Genomic DNA, 25,687 nt, shown 5'->3' with positions numbered 1-25,687 from the left:
TCGGCAGCTCCTCGAATCAGGCTGCCCCCAACAGGAATCATAACCGATTCATTCGAATCGAGAAGTTTCGAGACGGACACTTAGAACCGTCGCTCCATGCCCTGCCCATGAGGGGCGTGTCGGTACAAGGCCGAGAATCGCCAATGCAACTTGTATCGGCGTCAGCAAGCGCTTGCGCTGATCGCGGCCTTTCGGCAGATGTCCATAGTCGCGAAGCGCATTGAAACGGTCTGTAAACTCTGCGAATGCCTGCGGGGACATATCGCTATGTTCGCTGCAATGAAAAAGCAGTTCCTGAAGGTTGCTGGCGTACATGACGGATTTCTCAAACGACCCCGGTGGGATCGGACGCTGGTCGGACGGCAGGCGATAAAACTAATTTCGTCAAATGAAGCAGATTCGCTGGATCCCGGCCACTTGGACCTGGATTGTAATATGATCGCACGTCGGAGCAGGACGGCGGGATCCGAGTCCTTCCGTCCTCACCGACAACCACATTGCCCCGGACAGTTCTCTCGGTCTGGAGGCACGTCACATGGGTGTGAGTTTCTGCAGCGCCTTCCAACGTTTCAGCAGCGCCTCCTGCCGTTCGGGAATCCGCTCCGCGGCGACCTCAACCGCGTCCATGCGATCGGTGCGGAAATGACGAAAGCCCTGCCTCAGTTCGCACCAGGCGACGATGATGCGGACGTCCTCCATATAGGCGATGAAAACCGGCCAGATGGTGCGGCTTGTGACGCTTCCATCGCCATCCCGATAGGCGATCGCAATCTTGAAGCGATCGCGAACGGCCCGCCGCACGCTCGCCATATCGAGCGTTTCCCGAGGAATGGGCCGCATGGATATCGGCTTCAGCGTCGCATCCAGCAGCACCGGGCGCAGGGCTTGCGGAATCGATTGGGCGATTTTTGCAATGAGATCGCGGGCGCCGCGGACGAGGGCGGGATCGCCGCGCTTGGCCACCCATGCCGCGCCCAGAACCGCGGCTTCGAGTTCATCGGGCGTCAGCATCAGCGGCGGCATGTCATAGCCCTCGTCCAGGACATAGCCGGTGCCGGCCTCCCCCCGCACAGGAACCCGCTGGGCGATCAGCTCCGCCATATCGCGGTAGAGCGAGCGAAGCGAGATGCCGAGTTCATCGGCAAGCTGCCGGCCTGTGACGGCGCTGCGTTTGGCGCGAAGTATCTGGATGATCTGGAAAAGGCGTTCCGTTCGGCGCATCGTCGCTTTTACTACTGCCAGATTGCTGACACAACGGTGTCAACAGCCCTGGCGTAATGGCTCTCCATCCGACAAACTGATGGAAGCATCATATGGAAAAAAGCGGCGGCTGCGCATGCGGCGCAATCCGGTTCAAGGTCACGGCGCCGTTCCTGGGCATTGGCGCCTGCCATTGCACCGCCTGCCAGAAGGCTTCTGGCGGCGGGCCGAACTATGTCGCGCTGACCCCTGTTTCGGCGCTTTCGGTGATCAAGGGGCAGGTGAAGGAATATCACAGCAAAGGCGATAGCGGCGCGGACGTCGGCAGGGCTTTCTGCGCGGATTGCGGCACGCCGTTGTGGAGCATTCCGGCCCATGAGCCCTTCATCACCATCAAGCTCGGCGCGCTCGACGATCGCGCCGATCTCGCGCCGGAGGTCCACGTCTACGTCGCCTCGGCGCCGCGATGGCATGCGATCCCCGACGGCCTTCCCGCTTTCCCCAAAATGCCGCCGCCGATGCCGACGGACGATTGAGCGCTTTCAGCCGTCCTGCGCTTTCCTCAACCGATCGAGCAGGCCTTTGCGCTTGGCCTCGTAGAAATAGCCGCCGGCGTAAAGCGCGATCGCCCGGTCCGGATTGCCGCCCGCGACGAGATAGGCGTTGGAGAGATAGGCGACGGCGTATTTGAGGTTGGTGTCGGCGTCGAGCAGGCCGCGGGCCGTCCCGCGATAGCCCATGCCCCGCGCCGTATCGAGGCGGATCTGCATCAGCCCCCAATAGGGGCCGTTGTGCGCATTGGGCCTGTAACCGCTCTCGCGCTGGATCGAGCGGCGGATCAGCGATTCCGGCACGTCATAGGCGCCGGCGTAATAGGCGATGCGCGCGTCCAGCCCATTGAGCGGCGTCTCAGCCGACGGCGCCGGCGCTTCGGGCGGCGTCGCACAGCCGGCGAGCAGGAGCGAAGTCAGCGCGAGCGCGCAAAGAACGGTTTTCATGGCGCCTCTTCGTCAAGGGCGGCGGCGCGGAACGGCCCGGCGCCGCCAGAGCGTCCATTGTCGCCGATTGCGGCTCTGCGGCCAAGAGTGCGGGCGGCGCGCGGGTCGGGACGGCCCCTTGATGCCAACGGCGCTTGGCCTGATAGTCGAGCCGGCCGGGAATGGTCTCCGGCGCGGTTCGCGGAGGCAAAATGACATTAGGTCAGATCGTGCTTGCCTGCCTGGCCTGCGCCGCCGCCCTTGCGGGCCCGCTTGGCGCTTCCGCTCTCGCCAAAACGCCAGAGCGCTGCGAGGCGCCAAAACCGGGCTCAAGCAAAGCCCCCATATTCTCGCCGCCGGTTTCCGATGCGGTGACGGGCGTCGGAAGGCTGCAATTTTATTCCGCGCCGAACTTTCACTGCGCGATGGACGGCGTCTTCGTCATCCCCAGAGACGACTTGATTGAATATGCCCGAACGGACGACGGATGGTCGTCCGTGATGTACTTTAACGCCAAGACGGGGGACGATTTCGAAGGCTGGGTCAGATCGGCAAGATTGAAAATGGGCGGGACGATGGGCCCAACGCAGTGAGTGGCTGTGAAGAAGGACTGCGCGCGCACTCCTTCTCCCGCTTCGCGGGAGAAGGTGGCCTTCGCGTTAGCGAAGGTCGGATGAGGGCCTCGAAGCTGGGCGCAACGCAAAGCCCGCGGCGGTTCGAGACGCCGTTTCAGTCATGAGACACTCATGCCGACTCGCTATTCAGAACAGCAACGGAATCAAGCGCGGCAATTGCGCCGCGACATGACCAACGCCGAGGCGATGCTTTGGCGTCTCTTGCGCGGATCGCGCGTCGACGGATTGAAATTCAGACGTCAGGTTCCCATCGGTCCATACATTGCCGACTTCCTTTGTTTCCAGCATCGCCTGATCGTGGAGTTGGATGGACCGCCCCACGATGACGACGAGCGCAAAGGTCGTGATTCTGCGCGCGATGAATGGCTGCATGAGCAGGGATATCGGGTTCTTCGATTTCCCAATGATCTCGCCATTGGCGGCGGAGATATTGTCGTCGATCGCATTCGGGCGGCCATTGCCGGCGCCGCGGGAAGTGACGTCGGCGCTTTGTGACGAGCGCCCTCATCCGACCCGACTTCGTCGGGCCACCTTCTCCCGCTTTGCGGGAGAAGGGATACGCCGCCGCCCCTCACACCGACAGCTTCTTCCTCACATCCGCCTCGACCATATCCTTGCGTTCGCCCGCCAGCACCACGGCGCCGCGGTCCATCACGACATAATCGTCGGCGATATCGCGCGCCCATTCGAAATATTGCTCCACGACGACGATCGCCATTTCGCCTTTGTTCCTGAGATAAAGAATCGCGCGGCCGATATCCTTGATGATCGAGGGCTGAATGCCTTCGGTCGGTTCGTCGAGCACCAGCAATTTGGGCCGCGTCACCAAAGCGCGGCCGATCGCCAGTTGCTGTTGCTGGCCGCCTGAGAGATCGCCGCCGCGCCGGCCCATCATTTCGGCGAGCACGGGAAACAGGCTGAAAATCTCGTCGTCGATGAAACGCGTCGCCCGCCCCTGCGTCGCAAAGCCCGTCATCAAATTCTCGCGCACCGTCAGCAGCGGAAAGATTTCGCGCCCCTGCGGGACATAGCCGATGCCGCGCTTGGCGCGCTGATAGGGCGCCAATGTGCTGATGTTCTCGCCTTGCCACATCACGGCGCCCGAGGCGATCGATTGCTGGCCGACGATGGCGCGCAGCAGCGAGGATTTGCCGACCCCGTTACGGCCAAGCACGGTCGTGACGCGTCCGATCTCTGCTTTCAGCGAGACCGAACGCAGGGCCTGGGCGGCGCCGTAGAAGAGGTTGATGTTGTCGACGCTCAGCATGCGCTCATCGCCCCAGATAGACTTCGATGACGCGCTCGTCGGCGCTCACCTGGTCGAGCGTCCCTTCGGCAAGAACCGAACCTTCATGCAGCACCGTCACCTTGACGCCGAGTTCGCGCACGAAGGCCATGTCATGTTCGACGACGACGACGGAATGATCCCTGGCGATTTCGCGCAGCAATTCGGCGGTCACGGCGGTTTCGGCGTCGGTCATACCGGCGACCGGCTCATCGACCAGAAGGAGCTTCGGATCCTGCGCCAGCAGCATGCCGATCTCCAGCCATTGCTTCTGGCCATGCGAAAGCGCGCCGCCGAGGCGCGCGCGGTGGTCGGTCAGCCGGGTCGTCTCAAGAATGCGGTCGATTGTTTCTTGCTCGCGCGCGCGGGCGCCGCCGAACAGCGTAGCGAAAACCTCGCGCGGCGCCTTGGCCGCGAGCAGAATATTGTCCGACACTGTATGGTTCTCGAAGACGGTCGGCTTTTGAAACTTGCGGCCGACGCCGAGCTGGGCGATTTCGGTTTCATCGAGCTGCAGAAGATTGTGCCGCCCGTCGAAATAGACGTCGCCTTCGTCGGGCCGCGTCTTGCCGGTGATGACATCCATCATCGTCGTCTTGCCGGCGCCATTGGGGCCGATGATGGCGCGCATCTCGCCAGGCTCGAGCATCAGCGACAGGCCGCGCAAAGCCTTATAGCCGTCGAAGGAGACGGCGACGCCGTCGAGATAAAGGAGCGAACGCGTGAGAAGCGGATTCTCGGGAATTGTCATTGGGCGCTTCCCCCCTCTTCGGCGATCGTCGACCGCTCGGCAAGCGAGGCGGGCGGCGCCGGCGTCGGCTTTCTGCGCAGGCTTGAGAGCCAGCCGAGGATGCCCTTGGGCAGGAACAAAGTGACGAGCACGAACAAGGCGCCCAAACCGAATAGCCAATATTCGGGAAAGACTCCCGTGAAATAGGTTTTCGCAAAATTGACGACGATCGCGCCGAGCACCGCGCCGACCAATGTGCCGCGCCCGCCCACCGCCACCCAGATCACCGCCTCGATCGAATTGCCGGGATCGAATTCCGAAGGGTTGATGATGCCGACCTGCGGCACATAGAGCGCGCCGGCGATGCCCGCGATAACAGCGGAGACCACCCAGACGAACAGTTTATAATTTTCGACGCGGTAGCCGAGGAAGCGAACGCGGCTCTCGGCGTCGCGCACCGCGATCAGCGCCTTGCCGTATTTGGATGTGACGATCGCTTTGGCGAGGATGAAGGCGATAACGAGCGCGATCGCCGAAATCGAGAACAGCGCCGCTCTCGTCGCATCGGCCTGCACGTTGAAGCCGACAATGTCTTTGAAGTCGGTCAGCCCATTATTGCCGCCGAAACCGAAATCGTTGCGGAAGAAGGCGAGCTTCAGCGCATAGGTCAGCGCCTGCGTGATGATCGAGAGATAGACGCCGGTGACGCGCGAGCGAAAGGCGAACCAGCCAAATGCGAAGGCGAGCAGGCCGGGGACCAGCATCACCATCGCCATCGCATAGGGAAAGAAATTGAAGCCCCACCAGGGAATGGGCAATTCCTTATAATTTAGGAACACCATGAAGTCGGGCAGGATCGGATTGGCGTAGACGCCGCGCGCGCCGATCTGGCGCATCAGATACATGCCCATCGCATAGCCGCCGAGCGCGAAGAAGGCGCCGTGGCCGAGCGAGAGAATGCCGCAATAGCCCCAGACCAGATCGAGCGCCAAAGCGAGCAGCGCATAGCACAGATATTTGCCCATCAACGCCACGACATAGGGTGGAATGGCGAAGGCGGATTTGGCGGGGATGGCGAGCGCCAATACCGGCACGATGATCGCCACCGCCAGCATCAGGATGATGAAGGCGATGCCGAGCCGATCGAGCTTTGCGAGGAAACGTCCCGTGATCATGTCTCCACCGCCCGGCCTTTGAGCGCGAACAGCCCGCGCGGGCGCTTCTGGATGAACAGGATGATGAAGACCAGCAGAATGATCTTGCCGAGCACCGCGCCGACGAACGGCTCCAGCAGCTTGTTGGCGACGCCGAGCGTCAGCGCGCCGAGCAACGTGCCCCAGAGATTGCCGACGCCGCCGAGCACGACGACCATGAAGCTGTCGATAATGTAGCCCTGGCCGAGATTGGGCGAGACATTGTCGATCTGCGAAAGCGCGACCCCGGCGATGCCCGCGATCCCCGAGCCGAGCCCGAAGGCGAGCATGTCGATGCGCCCCGTCGAAATGCCCATCGCGGCCGCCATGCGCCGGTTCTGCGTGACCGCGCGCATGCGCAGGCCGAACGACGTCGCGCGCAGCACCAGTTGCAGGGCGGTGAAGACCGCTATGGCGAGCACGATGATCCAGAGGCGCCCCGTCGTTATCGAGAGGCCGCCAACCTCGATCGAACCCGACATGAATGTCGGCGCAACGACCTGGCGGTTATTGGCGCCGAAAATCGTGCGCACCAATTGCTGGAGCACCAGCGAGACGCCCCAGGTCGCCAGAAGCGTCTCCAACGGCCGGCCATAGAGGTAGCGGATCACCAGCCGCTCGATCAGAATGCCCATACATCCCGCGATCACGAAGGCCAGAGGTATGGCGACGGCGAGCGACCATTGGGCGAAAGCAGGCGGAAGCAGGCTCTGCACGATGAAAGTCGAATAAGCGCCCAGCATCACCATTTCGCCATGCGCCATATTGATGACGCCCATGACGCCGAAGGTGATCGCCAGTCCGATCGCGGCGAGCAGCAGGACAGAGGAGGCCGAGAGGCCATACCAAAGATTCTGTACGATATCCCAAAGCGCGAGGCGGGATTTGATCGAAGCGAGACCGGCGAGCGCGGCGGCCTTCAGCGGCCCTTCGCCAGCCTTCTGCGAGAGTTCATCGAGCAGGCCCTGCGCATCCTGATCGCCACGCTCTTTCAAAAGGCCGACAGCGGCGAGCCGGTCGGCTTCGGGAGCGTCGGCGCTCAGCACCAGGATCGCCGCGCGCGCCTGACGCAAGGCTTGCGCGGCGTGCTGATCCTTCTCCTTGGCGAGCGCCGCGTCAACGGCTGGCAGGTCTTTCGGATCGTGCGATTTGAACACCGCATCGGCTCCCGCCACCCGTTTAGCCGGATCGGGCGAGGCCAGCGTCATCGAGCCGATCGCGGCGTCGATAGCGCTGCGCAGCCCATTGTTGACGCGCACCTTCTTCAGCGCGCCCTCATCGATATTGGCCGCTTTCTCACCGGTCTTGGCGCTGAAAATGTCGCCGGCGGCGTTTTTGAAAACGATCGTCTTCGAAGCTTTGTCGATGAAAAGCCGGTTGTCGGCGAGCGCTTCAAGAATTTGCGTTCCCGTCGGCGCGCCGCTGATCGCCAATTGGCCGATCGCCTTCTCCGTCTGCGGAAATTTGTCGTCGAGGAACAGCCCCAACGTGTCGTCGAGCGGATCGGCGCGCGCCGCTGAACTGGCCGCCGCCAGACAACAGAACAGAAAAAGCGCTGCGAACAGGCGAGCGAGCGTCATACGTTGTTTTCTCTGTTGCGCCGCCCGCTCCTCGTCTCCAGACATTGGAGAAGGCAGGCCGACGAAGCCGCTGGATCAGAGCGTCCTGGCGGCGGCGGGGCGTTGGTGCGCTCCGTACCGCCAGCGACGCTCATCTTTCCGCCATCGCCCGCCCTGTGGGGGCGAGCGTGCTTTGAGAAAGCCGCCTTCCCCTCAAGCTGAGAGGGGAAGGCTTTGTTGTCGCGAGCGTCAGCCGCCGCACTTGCCGGTCTTGACGTTGAGGTTGCCGCAGGAGAGAGGCTTGCGCCAATCGGCGATCAGATCGCGCGACCCTTCGAGATAGGGCGACCATTCCTGCGCGACAACGGTGCCGGGCGTCTGCCAGACAGTGTTGAGCTGACCGTCCGCCTGGATTTCGCCGATATAGACGGGCTTGGTGATGTGGTGATTGGGCATCATCGTCGAGAGACCGCCGGTCAGGTTCTCGGTCGAAACGCCGATCATCGCATCGATCACTTTATCCGGCTCGAAGCTGCCGGCCTTTTCGACCGCCTTCACCCACATGTTGAAGCCGATCACATGCGCTTCCATCGGGTCGTTGAAGGTGCGCTTCGGGTTCTTGGTAAAGGCATGCCACTTCTCGATCCACGCCTTGTTCTCGGGCGTATCGATCGACATGAAATAATTCCACGCCGCGAGATGGCCGACGAGCGGCTTGGTGTCGAGGCCGGCGAGTTCTTCCTCGCCCACCGAGAACGCCACGACTGGAATGTCGGTCGCCTTGATGCCCTGGTTGCCGAGCTCCTTATAGAAAGGAACGTTGGCGTCACCGTTGATGGTGGAGACGACGGCGGTCTTCTTGCCCGCCGAGCCGAACGCCTTAATCTTGGTGACTTCGGTCTGCCAATCGGAGAAGCCGAACGGCGTGTAATTCACCAGAACGTCTTCATCGGCCACGCCCTTTGATTTGAGGTAGGCGGCGAGAATCTTGTTGGTGGTGCGGGGATAGACGTAATCGGTGCCTTCCAGCACCCAGCGCTTCACCGAGCCGCCATCGGCGCTCATCAGATAGTCGACGGCGGGAATCGCCTGCTGGTTGGGCGCGGCGCCGGTGTAGAACACGTTGCGCTGCGATTCCTCGCCTTCATATTGCACGGGATAGAAGAGGATCGAATCCAGTTCCTGGAAGACAGGGAGCACGGATTTGCGCGAGACCGATGTCCAGCAGCCGAATACGACGGAAACCTTGTCCTTGGCGATCAGCTCGCGCGCCTTTTCGGCGAACAGCGGCCAGTTGGAGGCGGGATCGACGACGACCGCCTCAAGCTTCTTGCCGAGCACGCCGCCTTTCTTGTTCTGCTCGTCGATCAGCATCAACATGACGTCTTTGAGCGTTGTCTCGCTGATCGCCATCGTGCCCGACAGCGAATGCAAAATGCCGATCTTGATCGTATCCTCAGCCTTGGCGGCGAAGGCGCCCAGCGCTACCGCGCCGCCAACCAACGCGCCGGCCGCCCGCAACATAAACCGTCTAGAGAATGACATGAAACCCCTCCTTCAATACGCCCGTTCCAACCCGGCTTGAGGTTGATTCCCTCTTTGGGACGCCTTGAAGACGCAAACCCTATGCCACGCAGGCGTCAGGCCGTGCGCGCGCTTTGGGCGCGGAACGGGGTCGAAGCGGGCGTTTTGCCGGGGCGGATCGCGCAAATTTTAGGCGCCATGGCGCGCCTTTGCGCAGCGCCCAACGGCTCTGGCGAAGTCTCCGCAGAGGAGAAGGAGGCCGCAGCGTCCTGCCGCGCTTTAGAGCGCGCGGCGAAAAAGTGGATGCCGGTTTTTCGCGAATCGCGCGCGTTTTCGAGGAATCTAGAGCCTGTTGCGATTCAATTGAATCGCAACAGGCTCTAACGCGGCGCGCGTTTGGCCAAGATGCGCTGCAGCGTCCGGCGATGCATATTCAACTGACGCGCCGTCTCGGACACGTTGCGCTCGCACGATTCATAGATGCGCTGGATATGCTCCCAGCGCACGCGGTCGGCGGACATCGGATGTTCCGCGCCTTGCGGGCGGTCGGAATGGTCGGCCATCAGCGCGGCGGTGATTTCGTCGGCGTCGACCGGCTTGGCCAGATAATCGAAAGCGCCCAGCTTGACCGCCGTGACGGCGGTGGCGATGGCGCCATAGCCGGTCAGGATAATGGCGCGCGCCAGGGGGCGCGCCGCCTTCAGCGCGCGGATCACGTCGAGCCCGCTGCCATCGCCTAAGCGAAGATCGATGACCGCGAAAGCGGGCGCGCCGGCCGCGATGGCGGCAAGCCCTTCGGCGACGCCGCCCGCCGCCTCGACGACGAACCCGCGCGCTTCCATCGCCCGCGCCAAGCGCGCCGCGAACGGCTTGTCGTCATCGACGATCAGCAGCGATTTATCGCCCGGTTGCGCTTCGGACGCGGTCGCGGCCCGATTTTCGTCAATTCGTTCCATTATCCCTTCCTCGGCGAGCCCTTTTGGCGCCGCTCTTTGCGCCGCCCCGGGCCAACCCACCCTCAATATTGTCTTTTAGGCGCCCAGTCGACCTTGTTCAAAAGAGGCGCGCGGCCACGCCACGCTGGCCTGCGCCCCGGCGGCAGGGGGCGGCGCATTGATAATTCGCGTAGCGGCGCCAGATCTCTCAAGCAAAGTCTTGGCGATGAACAGGCCGAGGCCCAAGCCGCCGCTCGCCTCGTTTTGCGCGGCGCCCCGGGTCGTGACATAGGGCTCCCCCAGGCGCGCCAGGACGTGCGGCGCGACGCCCGGCCCATCGTCAGCGATGACGATCGTCACCGTTTCCCTGTTCCAGGACGCTTCGATGCACACACGGCTCTTGGCGAAATCCACCGCATTCTCGGCAATATTGCCAAGCCCATAGAGCATCCCGGGATTGCGGCGGCAGACCGGTTCGGGGCCTTGGCCATCGAGTTTGACGTCGATCGCGACGCCAAAATGGCGATGGGGCGCGGCGATCTCCTCGATCAGATGGCTCAGGCTCAGTTCTTCCAGCGGCCCGGCGCCGTCCTCGCCCAGCGAGGCGAGCTTGCCGAGGATCGCGCGGCAACGCCCGACCTCCTGATTGAGCAGCCGCAGATCGTCGGCGAAAGCGCCGGCGGGCGGATTCTGGCGCGTCATTTCGGTGACGACCAGCGCGACGGTCGCCAGCGGCGTGCCCAATTCATGCGCCGCCGCGGCCGCCAGGCCATCGAGCTGGGACAGGTGCTGCTCGCGCGCGAGCACCAGTTCGGTGGCGTTGAGGGCGCCGGCCAGCAACCGCGCCTCTTCCGCGACCCGGTTCGCGTAAATCGTGATGAAAGCGGCGCCGACGCCGATCGCCACCCAAATGGCGACGCCATAGAGCATGGGCAGATGCAGGTCGGCCCCCTCGATCCAGGGCAGCGGCCAATGCCAGAAGGTCAGGACGGTCGTGCAGGCCAGGGCCAGCAGCAGCAGCCCGATCGTTCGCCATAGCGGCAGGGACGCCGCCGAGATCATCACCGGGGCCAGAAACAGGATCGAGAACGGATTGATGACGCCGCCCGTCAGGAACAGCAGGGCGGCGAGCTGGAGAATGTCAAAACCCAGAAGATTGGTCGCGCGGCTGTCGTCGAGCCTTTGGCTGACCGGAAAACGCAATCGTAGCCCGATATTGAGCAGCGCCGACATGCCGACGCACAGAAAACACCAGACGATCGGCAGGTCGAAGCCAAGGCCAAAACGGGTGATGAGAACGGCGGCCGACTGGCCCGCCACCGCCAGCCACCGCAGCCGGATGAGCGTATCGACGCGCAATTGGCGGGCGCGTTGGCCAAAATCATCGTCGGTCAGGCCGGACATCGACCATCCCTACCACGCCCCATCCAGGCCGAGGAGGGGCCGGCCCCTCTATTCGATCTTTTCGCCGGGATAGACGCCCCAGAGATTGGACTGCTTGATATAGCCCTTGAAACCCTCGCCATCGATCAGGCACCAGGCGCCGTCGCAGCTCCGGATATTGCCGATGACGCCCGACTGCAGGGTCGCGGCGAGGTCGGCGCTCTCGCTGGCCCTGGCGAAGATTTTGACGCTGTCATTCTTTTTGCCGGGCGCGACCAGGGCCGTGCGCCGGCCCGAAAGCAGCGAATGCAGCACCCAGCCTTCCGACCCTTCCGAATCGCGCACCTTGCGCCAGGTTTCGAATTCGGCGGTGATTTCCACAGGCAGGCCGGCGCGCTGGAACACCCATGTCGTCGCATGTTCCTTCGAGGGGCCTTCGCGCAGATTGACCCTGTCGGTCTTCAGGCTGGCGTAGCGCGGCAGCAGCAGGCCGGTCGCGCTTCCCGTCTGCTCGCCCGTCGAGGCCGCCGTTTGCTGCGCAAGGGCGGCGGGCGTTGGAAGAAACATCCAGGCGACCAGCGCAAGAAAAAGCGGCAGGCTGCGCAGCCGATGCGCAATCCCCCGAAAATCGCCCCGTCTCATCCTGCCTCCGTCACAAATATGGCCCGGCCGCCGTCCTTGTCTTTGCCCCGCCATCTGCTAGAGAGGCCGCGTGAACCGGGGCGCGCGGCCCGGTTCTCCCCGACATATCCCATCTGCCGCCGTGAGCGTTAATGAGGCGTAAAATAGCCAGAAATCTTGCGCGAATTTTATGGATATGGAGCGGTTCGCTTGGGATCGGATCATTGAGCCGGAAGGGGGCGTCGATATGACCAAAAAGAAACCCCTCGTCGTGGTGACGCGCCGCTTGCCCGATCTCGTCGAGACGCGGATGCGCGAATTGTTCGACGCGCGCCTGAATGTCGACGATAAGCCGATGAGCGAAAGCGAAATCGCCGAAGCGATGCGCGAGGCCGACGTTCTCGTGCCCACCATCACCGACCAGATCAGCGCCGGCATGATCGCCCAGGCGGGCGAGCAGATGCGGCTGATCGCCAATTTCGGCAATGGCGTCGACCATATTGACGTCACATCGGCCTTGCGGCGCGGCATCACCGTCACCAACACGCCCGGCGTCCTGACCGAGGACACCGCCGACATGACGATGGCGCTGATCCTGTCGACCGCGCGGCGTCTGGCGGAAGGCGCGCGAATCGTCCCGGACGGCGGTTGGAGCGGATGGTCGCCGACCTGGATGCTCGGGCGCCGAATCACCGGCAAGCGCCTTGGCATTCTCGGCATGGGGCGGATCGGCCAGGCGCTCGCCAAGCGCGCTCGCGCCTTCGGCCTGTCGATCCACTATCATAATCGGCGCCGCCTCGCCGCTCCTATCGAGGAGGCGCTGGAGGCGACCTATTGGGATTCGCTCGACCAGATGCTGGCGCGCATGGATATCGTCTCCATCCATTGCCCGCATACGCCGGCGACCTATCATCTGCTGTCGGCGCGGCGGCTCAAATATTTGCGGCCCGACGCCATTGTCATCAATACGGCGCGCGGCGAAGTGATCGACGAAAACGCCTTGACCCGAATGCTGGAGGCCGACGAACTCGCCGGCGCCGGCCTCGACGTCTTCGAACATGCGCCCGCCGTATCGGACAAGCTCGTCAAACTCGCCCAGAGAGGCAAGGTGACCCTCCTGCCGCATATGGGCTCGGCGACCCGGGAGGGCCGCAACGATATGGGCGAGAAGGTCATCATCAACATCAAGACCTTCATTGACGGGCACCGGCCGCCCGACCGGGTGCTGCCGAGCATGCTGTAAGCGACCGGATGAAAGGCCGTCAGCGGAAGGTCGAGGTTTTCAGGAATTCGGCGAGGCGTTCGGTTTTCGGTTTGTGGAACATGTCCCGGGGATCGCCGGCTTCGCCGATGCGTCCCTCGCTCATGAAAATCACGCGGGTCGACACTTCGTAAGCGAATCGCATCTCGTGGGTGACGAGCAGCATGCTCATGCCGTCCTGGGCCAGATCCTTGATCACGCGCAGAACTTCGTTGACGAGTTCGGGATCGAGAGCCGAAGTGACCTCGTCAAACAGCATCAGCCTCGGATTCATCGCGATCGCCCGTGCAATCGCCACGCGCTGTTGCTGACCGCCGGAAAGCTGGCCCGGATAATGATCGATGCGCGGCCGAAGGCCGACGCGGTCGAGCCATTTCTCCGCGAGCGCCCGCGCCTCCTGGCGGTTCATTTTTTTGACCTTCATCAGGCCGAGCATGACGTTGCTGGCCGCCGTCATATGCGGAAAGAGATTGAATTGCTGGAAGACCATGCCGGTCAACGCGCGCTGGCGGGCGATGTCCTTCTCCCGCTTTCTACGACGGACGCCTTCGTTGACCTCGTAGCCGATTTCCTGTCCGTCGATATGGATCGACCCGCCCTGGAAGTCCTCGAGCATATTGACGCAACGCAGCAGCGTGGTCTTGCCCGAACCGCTCGAGCCGATGATGCTGATAACCTCGCTCTGGTTCATGCTGAGGTCGACCCCTTTCAGCACTTCGGCGACGCCGTAGCGTTTGTGCAAATCCCTGATTTCGAGAAGCGCGTCTGTCATGGTTTGCGGAGCCTCATGCCGGGAGCGCCGTCTTGCGTTCGACATAGCGGCCGAAACGCTCGATGCCGTAGTTGATGGCGAAATAGAGGAAGCCGGCGAAGAAATAGAATTCGAGGCTCAGAAACGTTCGCGATATCACCTCCTGCGTGCGCAGCAGAAGTTCGGACACGCCGATGATCGACAGCAGCGTCGAGGCCTTGACCATTTCCGCGGCGGTGTTCACCCAGGCCGGCAAGGCGCGCCGCAAAGCCTGCGGGCCGAGCACATAGGCGAAGGTCTGCGCGAAGGACAGTCCGATCGCTTTTGCCGCTTCCGTCTGCCCTCCCGGGAGGGATTGCAGGGCGCCGCGCACGAGTTCGCCGACATGCGAACTGCAAAACAGCGAGAGCGCGAGAATGCCGGCCTCGAAGGGGCCAAGATCGACGCCGATCGTGCTCAGCACGTAATAGCTGGCGAGCACCAGCACGAGCACCGGCGTGCCGCGGATGAAATCCGTATAGCCGCGCACCAGCCAGCGCATCGGCCGATAGCCGTAGGTCAAGGCGAGTCCGACGAAAACGCCGAGCGCCGTGCCGACCGCGATCGACAGGAACGAGATCGAGACCGTCATGCCGAGGCCTTTGAGCAGGGGCGTCCGCGCGAGCCAGAGCTGATTGAGGAAATCGGCGATGTCCATGGCGATCACCTGGGAATGGCCAGGCGCCGTTCGACAAGGCGCAGCAGGGCGGCGAGCAGCGAACAGGCGGCGACATAAAGGCAACTGACGACGATCCAGGTTTCGACGACGCGGAAGGTCTCGACGTTGATCTTGCGCGCTTCGAACGTCAGTTCCGGCACCGCAATCGCGGCGGCCAGCGACGTATCCTTGAAGAGAGAGATGAAGGTGCTGCTCAACGACGGCAGGACGTTGCGCAGCGTCAGGGGAACGATGATCGAGGCGCGAATCTCAAATTCGGTCAGGCCGATCGCCAGACCCGCCTCACGCTGGCCGGCGGGCACGGAAAGGAGACCGCCGCGAAACACTTCCGCCAGATAGGCGCCCGAATAGAGCGCCAGCGTCAGCACGAAGCTTTCGATCTTGCCAAACCGCACGCCGAGCTCGGGCAGCGCGAAATAACTGAAGAGAACGAGGACGAGAATCGGCGTATTGCGGATGATCGCGACATAGATCGCCGCCGGCCTGCGAAGGAGAGCATTCTTCGAGATCAAGGCGAAGGCGACGAAGAGACCGATCACGCATCCCGCGACAATCGCGGCGACCGCCAGACCGAGGCTGAGCGCCAGACCTTCCAGCAGAAGATCGAAGCTGCGCCATACCGCCGCGAAATTTAAGGAATAGCCCATGTGCGCCAACCCGTCGTGCCGCGGGGGGCGAGGGCGGCGCGACTGCGAACGCGGCCGCCCGTCGCGACGAGCCTATTTATATTCGACGGGGAAGCCGATCTGCGGCGGCGGCAGATCCTTGCCGAACCAGGTCTTGAAGGATTTCGAATAAGTGTCGAATTCCACGCCCGTCATCGCCTCATGCAAGGCCGTGTTGACGAAGTTCAACCAGTCCTGATCGCCGCGCTTGACGCCGCAGGCGTAGGTTTGCGGGTTCCAGCCATAGCCGGCGTCTTTGTAATGGCCTGGGTTCTGCGTCATGTACCAGGCGAGCGACGATTGATCGGTGGCGGCGGCGTCCGAGCGGCCGGAGTTCAACGCCTGATAGATGAGGTCGACAGATTCATATTGATCCACCTTCGCGTCGGGCAAAGCCGCGTGGACCATGCTTTCCGCATAGACGTTCTGCAGCACCGAGATGGTCGCCGAAGAGCCCGCGGCTTTCAGGGCGGCGTAATCGGCGTATTTGCCGCCCGCCTTCAGCATGAGGCCGACGCCTTCGCGATAATAGGGGATCGTGAAAGCGATCTGCTGCGCGCGTTCGCCGGTGACGGTCATGAACTGGCAGACGACGTCGACCTTGTTGGTCGTGATGTTCGGAATGCGGGCGTCCGAGGACTGGTTGACGAATTCGATCTTATCGGGATCGCCGAACAGCGCCTTGGCTATGATGCGTCCCATGTCGATGTCAAAGCCCTGCAGCTTGTCGTCGGCGCTCTTGAAATGCCACGGCGCATTCGTGCTGCCGGTGCCCATGACCAGATGTCCGCGCGCGAGAACTTCATCAAGCTTGCTGGACGCTCCCTGCGCCTGCGCCGGCAGAACGGCCAACAGGGTCGCAATAGCGGCGATGGCGGCGCTGATTCCAAACTTCATCATATGTTCCCCCTGATGGCTGAGCCCGCCCGACGAATGTCTGCTATATTGGACGTATGGCCGAAATACTGGATTCAACCATCGAAGGCCGGGCTCCATGGATTGTCAAGAGTGAACAGGGAAATTGTCCTGCTCACGGCAGGCGGCGCGGAACGCGCTACGCGACGATCTATTCTGGACGTCGCGGTCTCAGGGCGTTCGCGACCTGGAGGCTATTCCATCTTCGCGCTTCGTCGTTAAATGTTGGGAGACCGCCGCGGCGCGATTGACTTAACCGCGCGAACCATGGAACATCTTGGCCCCGTGTATTCCTCGTAGCGTTTCGCTGCGGGGCCTCTGGCGTTTACCCCAACCCGATCGTTTTCACAGTCTTAGGAGATACCCCATTCGTCGTCCCATGAAAGCCCAAGCGACTCCGGAGAAAGGGGGGCCGCGCATCAATCGCGACATTCGCGCCAACCAGGTTCAGTTGATCGACGCCGAGGGGCATAATCGCGGCGTCGTCGAAATCGCAGAGGCTCAGCAGCTTGCCGACGAGGCTTCGCTCGACCTTGTCGAGATCGTTCCCAACGCCGAACCGCCGGTCTGCAAAATTCTGGATTTTGGCAAGTTTCGCTTTCTGGAGCAGAAGAAGTCCGCCGAAGCGCGCAAGAAGCAAAAAGTCGTTGAAATCAAAGAGATCAAGCTTCGCCCCGGCATTGACGATCACGACTATGAAGTGAAAATGCGCTCTGTGCGCCGCTTCTTCGACGAAGGCGACAAGGTGAAAGTCACTTTGCGATTTCGCGGCCGCGAGATGGCGCATCAGGACATCGGCTTCAAACTGCTGTTGCGCGTCAAATCGGAGACGGCGACCATCGCCAAGGTCGAGGCCGAGCCGCTCATGGAAGGGCGCCAGATGGTCATGGTGCTCGCGCCCCGATAATCGCCCGCACCCTTGGCGGCGCGTTCACTGACATGCCAGCTACCCGCGAACCGCATGGGGGCCATGCGCACTGCGCACTGGCGAGAGAAGGGAGCGAGGGCTATTCAAAGCCCCGCTATTCCTCGCGCCGCCGGTCCTGGCGACGCATGATTCGGGACGTCCTCCCTTGAGCGTTGCACAAGATTCCTCCGGCCTGACGCTTGAAGCGGCGGCCCCGGCGCAGGTGAGCCGTCGCGTTGCGGAAAGCGCGACGTTGAGCATCCTCGTCGCGATCAGCGTTTCGCACATGCTCAACGACATGATGCAGGCGCTCGCCCCTGCACTCTATCCGGTGTTCCGCCAGCAGCTCGGCCTCACTTTCTTTGAGACCGGCCTCATCACGTTCACCTTCCAGATGATGGCCTCGCTGCTGCAGCCGCTGATCGGGCTCTATACCGACCGCCGGCCGCAACCCTATTCCCTTCCCGTGGCGATGCTCTTCACCGCTTGCGGGCTCACGTTGCTGGCTTTTGGGCGCGGCTATCCCCTGCTCCTGGTCTCGGTCGCCCTGATCGGGGTGGGGTCGGCGATCTTTCACCCGGAAGCCTCGCGCGTCGCGCGCGCCGCCTCGGGCGGCCGCCACGGTTTTGCGCAATCCCTGTTTCAGGTCGGCGGCAATTTCGGCCAGTCGCTCGGGCCGTTGATGGCCGCCTTCATCGTCGTGCCTTTCGGCCAGACTTCGGTCGTCTGGTTCACCGCGCTGGCGCTGATCGGCATCGCAATCCTGACGCGCGTCAGCCAATGGCACGCGGCGCGGCGCGCCAAGCCAAGAAGCGCCGCCGCGACGACGTTGCCGACCCTGCCGCGCAAAGTGGTCGTTCGCTCGATCGCCATTCTGGTCGTGCTGGTTTTCTCGAAAGTGTTCTACCTCTCGAGCCTGTCGAGCTATTACACGTTCTATCTCATCCAGACCTTCCACGCTTCGGTGCAGGACTCGCAGGTCTATCTGTTCATTTTCCTGGGCGCTGTCGCGGCGGGCACTTTCGCGGGCGGACCGCTCGGCGATCGCTTCGGGCGCAAATTCGTGATCTGGGGATCGATCGTCGGCGTGCTGCCGTTCACGCTGCTGCTGCCGCATCTCAATCTGTTCTGGACCGCGGTCGACACCGTCGCGATCGGCCTGATCCTCGCCTCGGCTTTTTCGGCGATCGTGGTCTATGCGCAGGAGCTCATGCCAGGCAATGTCGGCGCGGTCGCCGGCCTGTTCTTCGGACTTTCGTTCGGCATGGGCGGCATCGGCGCGGCTCTGCTCGGCGAGCTCGCCGACCTCACGAGCATCACCTATGTCTATAAGGTCTGCGCATTCCTGCCGGCGATCGGGCTGCTGACCTATTTCCTGCCCAACATTCGCTCGCGGCGACTGTAAGGCGCGCCAGGCGCCTTGCGAACAAAAGGCGAAACATGATTGCTGTCGGGGATGATCCCCGCAGTGATTCGCGCGCCCTCCCCCGTCGCCGCCGCTCCGCTCGGCGAATTGAACGAAGCCCAGCGCCGCGCCGTCGAACACGGCGTGGGCGAGGCTGACGGACCCGCGCCTTTGCTGGTGATCGCGGGCGCGGGCGCGGGCAAGACCAATATGCTCGCCCATCGCGTCGCCCATCTGATCCTGGGCGGCGCCGATCCCAAGCGGATCATGCTCGCGACCTTTTCGCGGCGGGCGGCGGGCGAACTGAACCGGCGCGTGCAGCGGCTGCTGGCGCGCAAACTGGCGCCCGACGCGGCGGCCGCCGCGACGCCCGCCTTCGCCGGCACGTTTCATTCGCTCGGCGCCCGGCTTTTGCGCGATTACGCCCTGCGCCTCGGCCTCGATCCGCAATTCACCATCCACGACCGCGAGGATTCCGCCGATCTCATGAATCTTGAACGGCACGAGCGCGGCCTGTCCGGCGCCAAGGAGCGCTTCCCCACTAAGGGAACTTGCCTCGCGATCTATTCGCGCACGGTCAACGGCCGGACGGCGCTCACCGCGACGCTCGGCAAACATTTCCCATGGTGCGCCAGTTTCGAAGAACCGCTGCGCGGTCTATTCGCGGCCTATGTCGAGGCTAAGCAGCGCCAGAACGTGCTCGATTACGACGACCTCCTGCTCTATTTCGCGCAGATGATGCAGGAGCCGGAGATCGCCGCGGAGGTCGCCGCCCGCTTCGACCATCTGCTGGTCGACGAATATCAGGACACCAACCGCCTGCAGGGCGAGATCGTGCTCGCGCTGCGCCCGCGCGGGCGCGGGCTGACGGTGGTGGGCGACGATGCGCAGTCGATCTATTCCTTTCGCGCCGCCACGGTGCGCAACATTCTCGATTTTCCCAACGCCTTCGATCCGCCGGCGAGGCTGATCACGCTCGATCAGAACTATCGCTCGACCAAGCCGATCCTCGCGGCCTCCAATGCGGTGATCGATCTGGCCGCCGAGCGTTTCGCCAAGAATCTCTGGACCGATCGCGCCTCGGGCGTCTTGCCCGTTCTGGCGACCGTCGGAGAAGAGACCGATCAGGCGCGCTATGTCGCAACGCGCGTTCTGGAGAATCGCGAAGCGGGGAGCAGCCTCAAATCGCAGGCGGTCCTGTTTCGCACGGCCCATCACAGCGCCGCGCTGGAACTGGAGCTGACGCGTCGCAACATCCCCTTCGTCAAATATGGCGGTCTGAAATTCCTCGACGCCGCGCATGTCAAGGACACGTTGGCGATCCTGCGTTTTGCCCAAAATCCGCGCGACCGGATCGCTGGCTTTCGCGTCGCGCAGATCCTGCCGGGAATCGGACCCGCGACCGCCGCCAAAATCATCGAAACGGCCGGCGCCGACGACGGCTTCGCCGCGCTCGGCGCTTTCGCCGCGCCCGCCAAATCGCGCGAGGATTTTGCGCCCTTCGCGGAACTGATGAGAAGCCTTGCCGGCGGCCAGGCGCCCTGGCCCGCCGATCTCGCGCAAGTGATCGAATGGCTGCGCCCGCATCTTGAGGGACGCTATGAGGACGCCGCCACGCGCATCGCCGATCTGGAAGCTTTGGAGCGGATCGGGGCGACCTTTCCCTCGCGCGAAAGATTTTTGGCCGAACTGACGCTCGATCCGCCCAATGCCGCCAGCGACGAATCGGGACCGCCCCATCTTGACGAAGATTATCTGGTCCTCTCGACCATCCATTCGGCCAAGGGGCAGGAATGGCGCTCGGTATTCGTGCTGAACGTCGTCGACGGCTGCATCCCCTCCGAAATGGCGACTGGCTCGACCGACGAGATCGAGGAGGAGCGTCGCCTGCTCTATGTCGCGATGACGCGCGCCAAGGACGAACTCACCCTGATCGTCCCGCAAAAGTTTTTCGTGCACAATCAGCCGCGCGGCGGCGACCGGCATGTGCTGGCGAGCCGCACCCGCTTCATCCCCGCCAAGCTGCTGCCTTTGTTCGAGCGGATCGCCTGGCCCGCGATGCCCGCCGAGGAAAAGCGCGTGGCGAACGGCCCGCGCGTCGATCTGGCCGCGCGCATGCGCGCGATGTGGCGGTGAGCGAGGCGGCATCCGCCAAAAGGCTCTCGGCTTGCCGCCCCGCCTCGCCTGGCGCATAAACCGCCATCCGATTGCGGCGCAATCCGCAAACGCCAAAAACTGAATTTTCCCCTCGCCCAACCAACTCAACAAGCGCCGCATGCCAGATCAACGCGAACGCGAGCGGGCGAAAATCGATGGCCGGGCCGCCTTCGCGGCCGCCGCCTATCTGATGGGAATCGGCCTGATCTTCCTGCTGGAGCGGGTCGGCGCGTCCGAAGGGCTTGTGCATGCGCTGGGGCCGCTTTTCGCTTTGGCTGGCCTTGCGCTGCTGGGCGTGCTGACGCGCTCGACGCGCGTGCCGGCGTTTTTCGCCGCCGACCGCGCCATTCCCGCCCCTTATGCGGGATTGGCCTTCGCAGCGATCGCGGCGGGCCTCGTTCTTTGCCTGCGCCTGTCCGGCGATTCGCCACTGCCCCTGGCCGGCGTTGCAATCGGCTTGTGCATCAGCGCGCTCGTCATCGGGCCGTTGCTGCGTGCGACGAATGCGAGCGCGCTCAGCGATCTCTTGGCGACGCGCTTTCCCAGCCTTGTGCTGAGGCTCTATTTCGCCGGCCTGCTGTTTGCGATCGGCGCGCTTGTCGCGGCGGCGGGATTGGCGACGGCGGTCGATGCGTTCATGACGCTGTTTGCGCCCTCGCGCGCCACGGCTGCGATAGTCGTCGCCATCATTCTTGCGCTGATGATCGTGCCGGGCGGTCTTGCCGGGCTGCTTTGGGGCGGGGCGGCGAGCGCGGGGATCATCATCCTCATCCTCGCTCTGCCGATCGCGATGCAATTCTTCGCAAGCGATGGCGTGATCGCGCCGCTGCTCGGCGCCGCCGGCGTCGGGCGCGACGCGCTGGCGCGCGCCTGGAGCGCCGGCGACGCGGTCGATCCGAAGGCGCAATTCCTTGTCGTTCTGGCGAGCACGCTCGCCATCGCCGCTTTGCCGCCATTGACGAGCGCCGCCATCGGCGGTTCTGGACAACGACAGGCCTTGCGCGCAAGCGCGTTTGGCCTCGCCTTCACGGCGTTCGTCATTCTGGCCGCTTTCGTCGATCTCGTTGTGTGGCCCGCGCCGCTGGGGGCGATGACGGGCGGCCTCAAGTCCAGCGCCATGCTGCTCGCCGCCCTGATGCTGGCCGGCGCGGGTGTCCATTCCGCATCGCGCGCATGGGGAGCGAACGCCGGCGGCGCCTACGACCGCTATATGCCGCTCGCGAGCCAAAGGCTGGCGCGCTCGCGCACCCTGATGCTCGCGCTCATCGCGCTTTGTGCGGCTTTGATTGTCCGGCTTCCCTTCGACCCGAAGCTCGCCCTCGTCGGCGCGGCGGCTTTGTCGCTCGGCTTGATCGCGCCCGTTCTCGCGCTCGCCTTTTCCCCGCGCACGACCTCCACCCATGCCGCCGCCGCCGCCTTCGTCAGCCTGGCGACGGTCCTTATTCTTGGCGCATTGGAGAGCCGCGTCCCCGATGCGGGGCGATTGCTGATCGGCGCGCTCTGCGCGGCGGCGGCGGGGTTTATCGTGGGCTGGTCGAGCGCGATTTTCTCGCCGGGCGAACGCGAAGCGCCCCCCGCCCGCCGCGATCTGTTCATCGACGCGCCGCTCGACCCCGGCAATTAGGTCGCAGAGCGGCGCGGCTTATCTCATATCTTGCCCTTGCCGTTTCGCGGTGGGATCGGTTGAGGGGTCTCGGTCGGAGCGGTCGGCGGCGCCGCCGCGCCGACTTCCAGTTCGGCGCGCCGCCAATGTTCAAGATGGCCCCCCTCCGGCCTGCCCTCCTCTTCCCAAATGGCGTAGGCCCGCGCTTTGATTTTTTCCTCGTCGTTGGAAGCTTGTTCGGGATTAGCCATCTCTTTCTCCGCTCCGGTTCGCGCCGCGTGACAACAGCCCGTTCGTCGCGCTGTTCCATCAACATGACGGGTCAACGCCGATGGCTGTTCTCCGGTTCCACCCGTGCCTACCCCGCCAGCAGCTTCATCGCCTCTTCATGCACGCGCCGGTCCCCGGCCGCGATGATGCGCCCGCCTAGCGCGGCGGGGCCGCCCTCCCAATTGGTGACGATTCCCCCGGCGCCTTCGATGATCGGCACGAGCGCGACAATGTCGTAGGGCTTGAGGTTGGCTTCGACGATGACATCGACAAAACCCGACGCGAGCATGCAATAGGCGTAGCAATCGCCGCCGTAGCGCACCAATCGCGTCGGCTTTTCGACCCGAAGATAAGCCGATCTGTCCGCGTCGTTGAACAATAGCGGGCTGGTCGTCATCAGCGTCGCCTCGGCAAGCGAGGCGCAGGCGCGCGTATGCAGCGTGCGATTCGTCCATTCGCCGCTCGCGAGATCGCCGCGCGGCAGAGCCAGGCCCCGCCATCGCGCGCGCTTGCCGTCGCCGGAATAGCGTTCGCGGGTGAACGGTTGCGACATCATGCCATAGACGGGCCGGCCGGCATGCATGAGGCCGATCAGCGTGCCCCACATCGGCAGGCCCGAGATGAAACTCTTGGTGCCGTCGATCGGATCGAGCACCCAGACATATTCGGCGTCCGGCCTGTCGCGGCCATATTCCTCGCCGATGATTCCATGGGCGGGAAATGTCTGGCCGATCAGGCGGCGCATCGCGACTTCGGCGGCGCGGTCGGCCTCGGTGACCGGATCGAAAACGCCGCCCTTCGATTTGTCCTCGGCGCGCATCGCGCTGCGGAAGAAGGGGACGATCACCTCGCTGGAAATCTGGGCGAGCCTTTCGACAAAGGCGGCGAAATCGACGGCGGTCATATCCCGCCTCCCCGAATCCCCCAACAGTCCTGCGATAAATGCATATGTGCCATACCTATTCCGATGATGGAGGCGAGAACATTAATTCCAACCGTTTTCATAAAGCATTGTTTTGTATGATTATATCGAAACGCGATTGCGATCGCTTCCATTTTTGGAACAAAATAAAACGCCGAACGGGTCCCATTCTAACGCCTTGACGGAACCATCGCTAAAAAATCTCTTGCATTTGGTGCGGTGCACGGCGATATTGTTGCGGTGCGGCATGACCTGCCGCATATGCCCTCCTTGGGCGTTTCCTCCCTAGACTTAGGCCGCTTGTGGCGACACAGGCGGCCTCCTTTTTTAGGTGAGGCCCGTCGAGCGGCGCCCGCTCCTCATTCCGCCGCCATCTGCGGCCGCCTGATTTCGCGCGCTACCCGGCTTGCGAGCTGCGAGGCCATCGCGAACAGGCCCGCGCGCAATTCGTCCCAGCGTTCCGACTTCGCCATGGCGCGCTCATCCATATAGAGCGCGCGGTTGATTTCAATCTGCACGACATGGCGCGAAGCCGCCGGGGCCCCGTAATGCTCGGTGATGAAGCCGCCGGCATAGGGCTTGTTGCGCCGCACGGAATAGCCGGCATGCCGAAGAGCGCTCTCGACCGTTTCAACGATCCACGGCGCCGCGCTCGCGCCATAGCGGTCGCCAATCACAAAATCGCCCGCCGCGCCGTCCGCCATGCTGGAAGGCATGGAGTGACAATCGAGAAGCACCGCCGCGCCAAAGGCGCCCGCGGCGCGGTCGATCAGGCCTCGCAAGGCCTGATGATAGGGTTTGTAGAGAGTCGCGATGCGGGCCATCGCTTCGTCGATCGGGATGGGTCCTTTGTAAATTTCCTGCGCGTCCCCGACAACGCGCGGGATCGTGCCGAGCCCGCCGGCGACCCGCAGCGAGCGCGTATTGGCGAAGGACGGCAGGCGGCCCTCGAACATCAGCGGATCGAGTTCGAACGGCTCGCGATTGAGGTCGATAAAAGCGCGCGGAAAGTTCGCGCGCATCAGCGGCGCGCCAATGCCGATGCAAGGCGCGAATAATTCATCGACGAACGCATCCTCCGAACGGCGCAACGTCAAAGCGTCGAGACGCGAGCCGTCAAGAAATCGTCGGGGATAGAATCGGCCGGAATGCGGCGAATTGAAAATCAGCGGCGTTGCAAGACTATCGGGCTCGAAAATCTCGAAAGCCGCGGGAAAATCAGCGTCCTGGAAATGGGAGCCTTCCGGACCTTCGTCCCCGCGCATCTCGTCCCGCATTCGCCTGTCTCGTTTCTGGACGCCATCCCGTCATTCGCCTGGCGCCGAAAATGCGCTAAAGCGAGACGACTGAGGAACTATGCTTCAATACGCGACGCGGCGCGAGAGCTAACCAAGGCCTGGCGCCGTAAAAGTGAACGAGCGGGAAGGGAATGGGCATCGACCGCCTGGCGCGTCGGCCGCGGCTTCGCGCAAATAGGGTGTTTGGTTCGCAAGGGATTTCGATGGTTCGTCGCCGCCTTCACTCGATTTTTACTGATGGCGACCAATGATGATTTGCAAGATCGAGGGGAAATAATGAACGCGCCGGCCGAAATCGCCACCAAGATACTCCTAGCCGAAGACGACAACGACATGCGCCGCTTCCTGGTGAAGGCGCTTCAGACAGCCGGCTATGACGTCGCCTCTTTCGATAATGGCCTATCCGCCTACAACCGTTTGCGCGAAGAGCCGTTCGAACTCCTGCTGACCGATATCGTCATGCCGGAAATGGACGGCATCGAACTGGCCCGCCGCGCGACCGAGCTCGATCCCGAAATCAAAGTGATGTTCATCACGGGCTTTGCCGCCGTGGCGCTCAACCCCGACAATAATGCGCCCAAAGACGCCCGCATCCTGTCGAAGCCTTTCCACCTCAAGGATCTGGTCAACGAGGTCCAGCGTCTGCTCGCGGCCTGATCGGCGGCTATCGGCCGGGTTGCGCCGGCGCGGGGCCCTCCCCCTGCGCCATCAACCAAGAAATGTTTTTCTGCACCCGCGGACGATTCGCGCGCGCGGCCGCCCTTGACGGCCTC

General features: G+C 63.2%; 27 protein-coding genes. 9 read left to right on the top strand and 18 right to left on the bottom strand.

The genetic code is table 11. The features are described from left to right. Positions 1–48 precede the first annotated feature (48 nt). Positions 49–315, bottom strand: coding sequence for a hypothetical protein (locus GSQ90_RS21020; RefSeq protein WP_158816855.1), 267 nt, complete (start codon positions 313–315; stop codon positions 49–51). A 216-nt stretch (positions 316–531) separates the two neighbouring features. Beyond that, positions 532–1,221: a YafY family protein gene (locus GSQ90_RS21015; protein WP_158816854.1), complete on the bottom strand. Its 690-nt coding sequence runs from the start codon at positions 1,219–1,221 to the stop codon at positions 532–534. Between the two features lie 92 nt (positions 1,222–1,313). On the opposite strand from GSQ90_RS21015, the gene GSQ90_RS21010 reads away from it, so the two are divergent. After that, entirely contained in the window at positions 1,314–1,736 is a 423-nt protein-coding gene (locus GSQ90_RS21010; protein ID WP_158816853.1) for a GFA family protein, read from the top strand. Between the two features lie 6 nt (positions 1,737–1,742). On the opposite strand, the gene GSQ90_RS21005 is transcribed toward GSQ90_RS21010, so the two are convergent. Then, a complete protein-coding gene (locus GSQ90_RS21005; RefSeq protein ID WP_158816852.1) occupies positions 1,743–2,198 on the bottom strand; it encodes a lytic transglycosylase domain-containing protein in 456 nt (151 codons plus the stop codon). Positions 2,199–2,389: 191 nt separating this feature from the next. Here GSQ90_RS21005 and GSQ90_RS21000 point away from each other — a divergent pair, with 191 nt between their 5' ends. Beyond that, positions 2,390–2,770: a hypothetical protein gene (locus GSQ90_RS21000; RefSeq protein ID WP_158816851.1), complete on the top strand. Its 381-nt coding sequence runs from the start codon at positions 2,390–2,392 to the stop codon at positions 2,768–2,770. Positions 2,771–2,923: 153 nt separating this feature from the next. Next, a complete protein-coding gene (locus tag GSQ90_RS20995; protein ID WP_158816850.1) occupies positions 2,924–3,307 on the top strand; it encodes a DUF559 domain-containing protein in 384 nt (127 codons plus the stop codon). A 76-nt stretch (positions 3,308–3,383) separates the two neighbouring features. Here the strand turns inward: GSQ90_RS20995 and urtE are convergent, their stop codons facing one another. The 8 genes from urtE to GSQ90_RS20955 all read right to left on the bottom strand — a co-directional run bounded on the left by urtE (position 3,384) and on the right by GSQ90_RS20955 (position 12,063). Next, positions 3,384–4,079 (bottom strand): urea ABC transporter ATP-binding subunit UrtE, encoded by a 696-nt coding sequence (gene urtE, locus GSQ90_RS20990; RefSeq protein ID WP_158816849.1) that lies wholly within the window; start codon positions 4,077–4,079, stop codon positions 3,384–3,386. 4 nt (positions 4,080–4,083) lie between these two features. Further along, complete coding sequence (urtD, locus tag GSQ90_RS20985; RefSeq protein WP_158816848.1) at positions 4,084–4,848, bottom strand: urea ABC transporter ATP-binding protein UrtD; 765 nt, start codon at positions 4,846–4,848, stop codon at positions 4,084–4,086. Continuing rightward, positions 4,845–6,002, bottom strand: a complete 1,158-nt coding sequence (gene urtC / locus GSQ90_RS20980) for an urea ABC transporter permease subunit UrtC (protein ID WP_158816847.1) — start codon at positions 6,000–6,002, stop codon at positions 4,845–4,847. The genes urtD and urtC overlap by 4 nt, the downstream gene beginning before the upstream one ends. Next, entirely contained in the window at positions 5,999–7,600 is a 1,602-nt protein-coding gene (gene urtB, locus GSQ90_RS20975) for an urea ABC transporter permease subunit UrtB (protein WP_158816846.1), read from the bottom strand. The genes urtC and urtB overlap by 4 nt, the downstream gene beginning before the upstream one ends. A gap of 228 nt (positions 7,601–7,828) precedes the next feature. Continuing rightward, on the bottom strand, positions 7,829–9,124 hold the full coding sequence (urtA, locus tag GSQ90_RS20970) for an urea ABC transporter substrate-binding protein (RefSeq protein ID WP_158816845.1): 1,296 nt from the start codon (positions 9,122–9,124) through the stop codon (positions 7,829–7,831). A gap of 359 nt (positions 9,125–9,483) precedes the next feature. Further along, positions 9,484–10,059, bottom strand: coding sequence for an ActR/PrrA/RegA family redox response regulator transcription factor (locus GSQ90_RS20965; protein ID WP_158816844.1), 576 nt, complete (start codon positions 10,057–10,059; stop codon positions 9,484–9,486). 75 nt (positions 10,060–10,134) lie between these two features. Continuing rightward, positions 10,135–11,442 (bottom strand): ActS/PrrB/RegB family redox-sensitive histidine kinase, encoded by a 1,308-nt coding sequence (locus tag GSQ90_RS20960; RefSeq protein WP_158816843.1) that lies wholly within the window; start codon positions 11,440–11,442, stop codon positions 10,135–10,137. A 48-nt stretch (positions 11,443–11,490) separates the two neighbouring features. Beyond that, the gene (locus GSQ90_RS20955) at positions 11,491–12,063 is read right to left on the bottom strand and encodes an SH3 domain-containing protein (protein WP_371418422.1); all 573 of its coding nucleotides are present in this window, start codon (positions 12,061–12,063) and stop codon (positions 11,491–11,493) included. A 226-nt stretch (positions 12,064–12,289) separates the two neighbouring features. Here GSQ90_RS20955 and GSQ90_RS20950 point away from each other — a divergent pair, with 226 nt between their 5' ends. After that, positions 12,290–13,285, top strand: a complete 996-nt coding sequence (locus GSQ90_RS20950; protein ID WP_158816842.1) for a D-glycerate dehydrogenase — start codon at positions 12,290–12,292, stop codon at positions 13,283–13,285. 19 nt (positions 13,286–13,304) lie between these two features. On the opposite strand, the gene GSQ90_RS20945 is transcribed toward GSQ90_RS20950, so the two are convergent. The 4 genes from GSQ90_RS20945 to GSQ90_RS20930 form a co-directional block, all read right to left on the bottom strand. Then, entirely contained in the window at positions 13,305–14,075 is a 771-nt protein-coding gene (locus tag GSQ90_RS20945) for an amino acid ABC transporter ATP-binding protein (RefSeq protein WP_158816841.1), read from the bottom strand. Positions 14,076–14,088: 13 nt separating this feature from the next. Beyond that, positions 14,089–14,751 (bottom strand): amino acid ABC transporter permease, encoded by a 663-nt coding sequence (locus tag GSQ90_RS20940; RefSeq protein WP_158816840.1) that lies wholly within the window; start codon positions 14,749–14,751, stop codon positions 14,089–14,091. A gap of 5 nt (positions 14,752–14,756) precedes the next feature. After that, positions 14,757–15,419, bottom strand: coding sequence for an amino acid ABC transporter permease (locus GSQ90_RS20935; RefSeq protein ID WP_158816839.1), 663 nt, complete (start codon positions 15,417–15,419; stop codon positions 14,757–14,759). A gap of 72 nt (positions 15,420–15,491) precedes the next feature. Next, positions 15,492–16,334 (bottom strand): transporter substrate-binding domain-containing protein, encoded by an 843-nt coding sequence (locus tag GSQ90_RS20930; RefSeq protein ID WP_158817332.1) that lies wholly within the window; start codon positions 16,332–16,334, stop codon positions 15,492–15,494. Positions 16,335–16,731: 397 nt separating this feature from the next. Between GSQ90_RS20930 and infC the strand changes: the two genes are divergently transcribed. The 4 genes from infC to GSQ90_RS20910 all read left to right on the top strand — a co-directional run bounded on the left by infC (position 16,732) and on the right by GSQ90_RS20910 (position 22,445). Continuing rightward, on the top strand, positions 16,732–17,259 hold the full coding sequence (infC, locus tag GSQ90_RS20925; RefSeq protein ID WP_158816838.1) for a translation initiation factor IF-3: 528 nt from the start codon (positions 16,732–16,734) through the stop codon (positions 17,257–17,259). 166 nt (positions 17,260–17,425) lie between these two features. Continuing rightward, entirely contained in the window at positions 17,426–18,664 is a 1,239-nt protein-coding gene (locus GSQ90_RS20920; protein WP_371418421.1) for an MFS transporter, read from the top strand. 66 nt (positions 18,665–18,730) lie between these two features. Beyond that, the gene (locus tag GSQ90_RS20915; RefSeq protein ID WP_371418435.1) at positions 18,731–20,800 is read left to right on the top strand and encodes an ATP-dependent helicase; all 2,070 of its coding nucleotides are present in this window, start codon (positions 18,731–18,733) and stop codon (positions 20,798–20,800) included. A gap of 139 nt (positions 20,801–20,939) precedes the next feature. Then, positions 20,940–22,445 (top strand): hypothetical protein, encoded by a 1,506-nt coding sequence (locus GSQ90_RS20910; RefSeq protein ID WP_158816837.1) that lies wholly within the window; start codon positions 20,940–20,942, stop codon positions 22,443–22,445. A 23-nt stretch (positions 22,446–22,468) separates the two neighbouring features. Here the strand turns inward: GSQ90_RS20910 and GSQ90_RS20905 are convergent, their stop codons facing one another. The 3 genes from GSQ90_RS20905 to GSQ90_RS20895 form a co-directional block, all read right to left on the bottom strand. After that, complete coding sequence (locus tag GSQ90_RS20905) at positions 22,469–22,675, bottom strand: DUF2934 domain-containing protein (protein WP_158816836.1); 207 nt, start codon at positions 22,673–22,675, stop codon at positions 22,469–22,471. 107 nt (positions 22,676–22,782) lie between these two features. Beyond that, complete coding sequence (gene hisN, locus GSQ90_RS20900) at positions 22,783–23,598, bottom strand: histidinol-phosphatase (RefSeq protein WP_158816835.1); 816 nt, start codon at positions 23,596–23,598, stop codon at positions 22,783–22,785. Between the two features lie 377 nt (positions 23,599–23,975). Then, positions 23,976–24,893 carry an N-formylglutamate amidohydrolase gene (locus GSQ90_RS20895; RefSeq protein WP_158816834.1) on the bottom strand — a complete coding sequence of 306 codons (918 nt, stop codon included), beginning with the start codon at positions 24,891–24,893 and terminating at the stop codon, positions 23,976–23,978. Between the two features lie 297 nt (positions 24,894–25,190). Here GSQ90_RS20895 and cpdR point away from each other — a divergent pair, with 297 nt between their 5' ends. Next, on the top strand, positions 25,191–25,571 hold the full coding sequence (gene cpdR, locus GSQ90_RS20890; protein WP_158816833.1) for a cell cycle two-component system response regulator CpdR: 381 nt from the start codon (positions 25,191–25,193) through the stop codon (positions 25,569–25,571). Positions 25,572–25,687: the final 116 nt, after the last annotated feature.

This window comes from Methylocapsa sp. S129, assembly GCF_009765995.1.
Classification (GTDB): Bacteria; Pseudomonadota; Alphaproteobacteria; order Rhizobiales; family Beijerinckiaceae; genus Roseiarcus.
The sequence above is the reverse complement of the archived record's forward strand: the minus strand, read 5'-3'. Positions and strand labels throughout refer to the sequence as shown.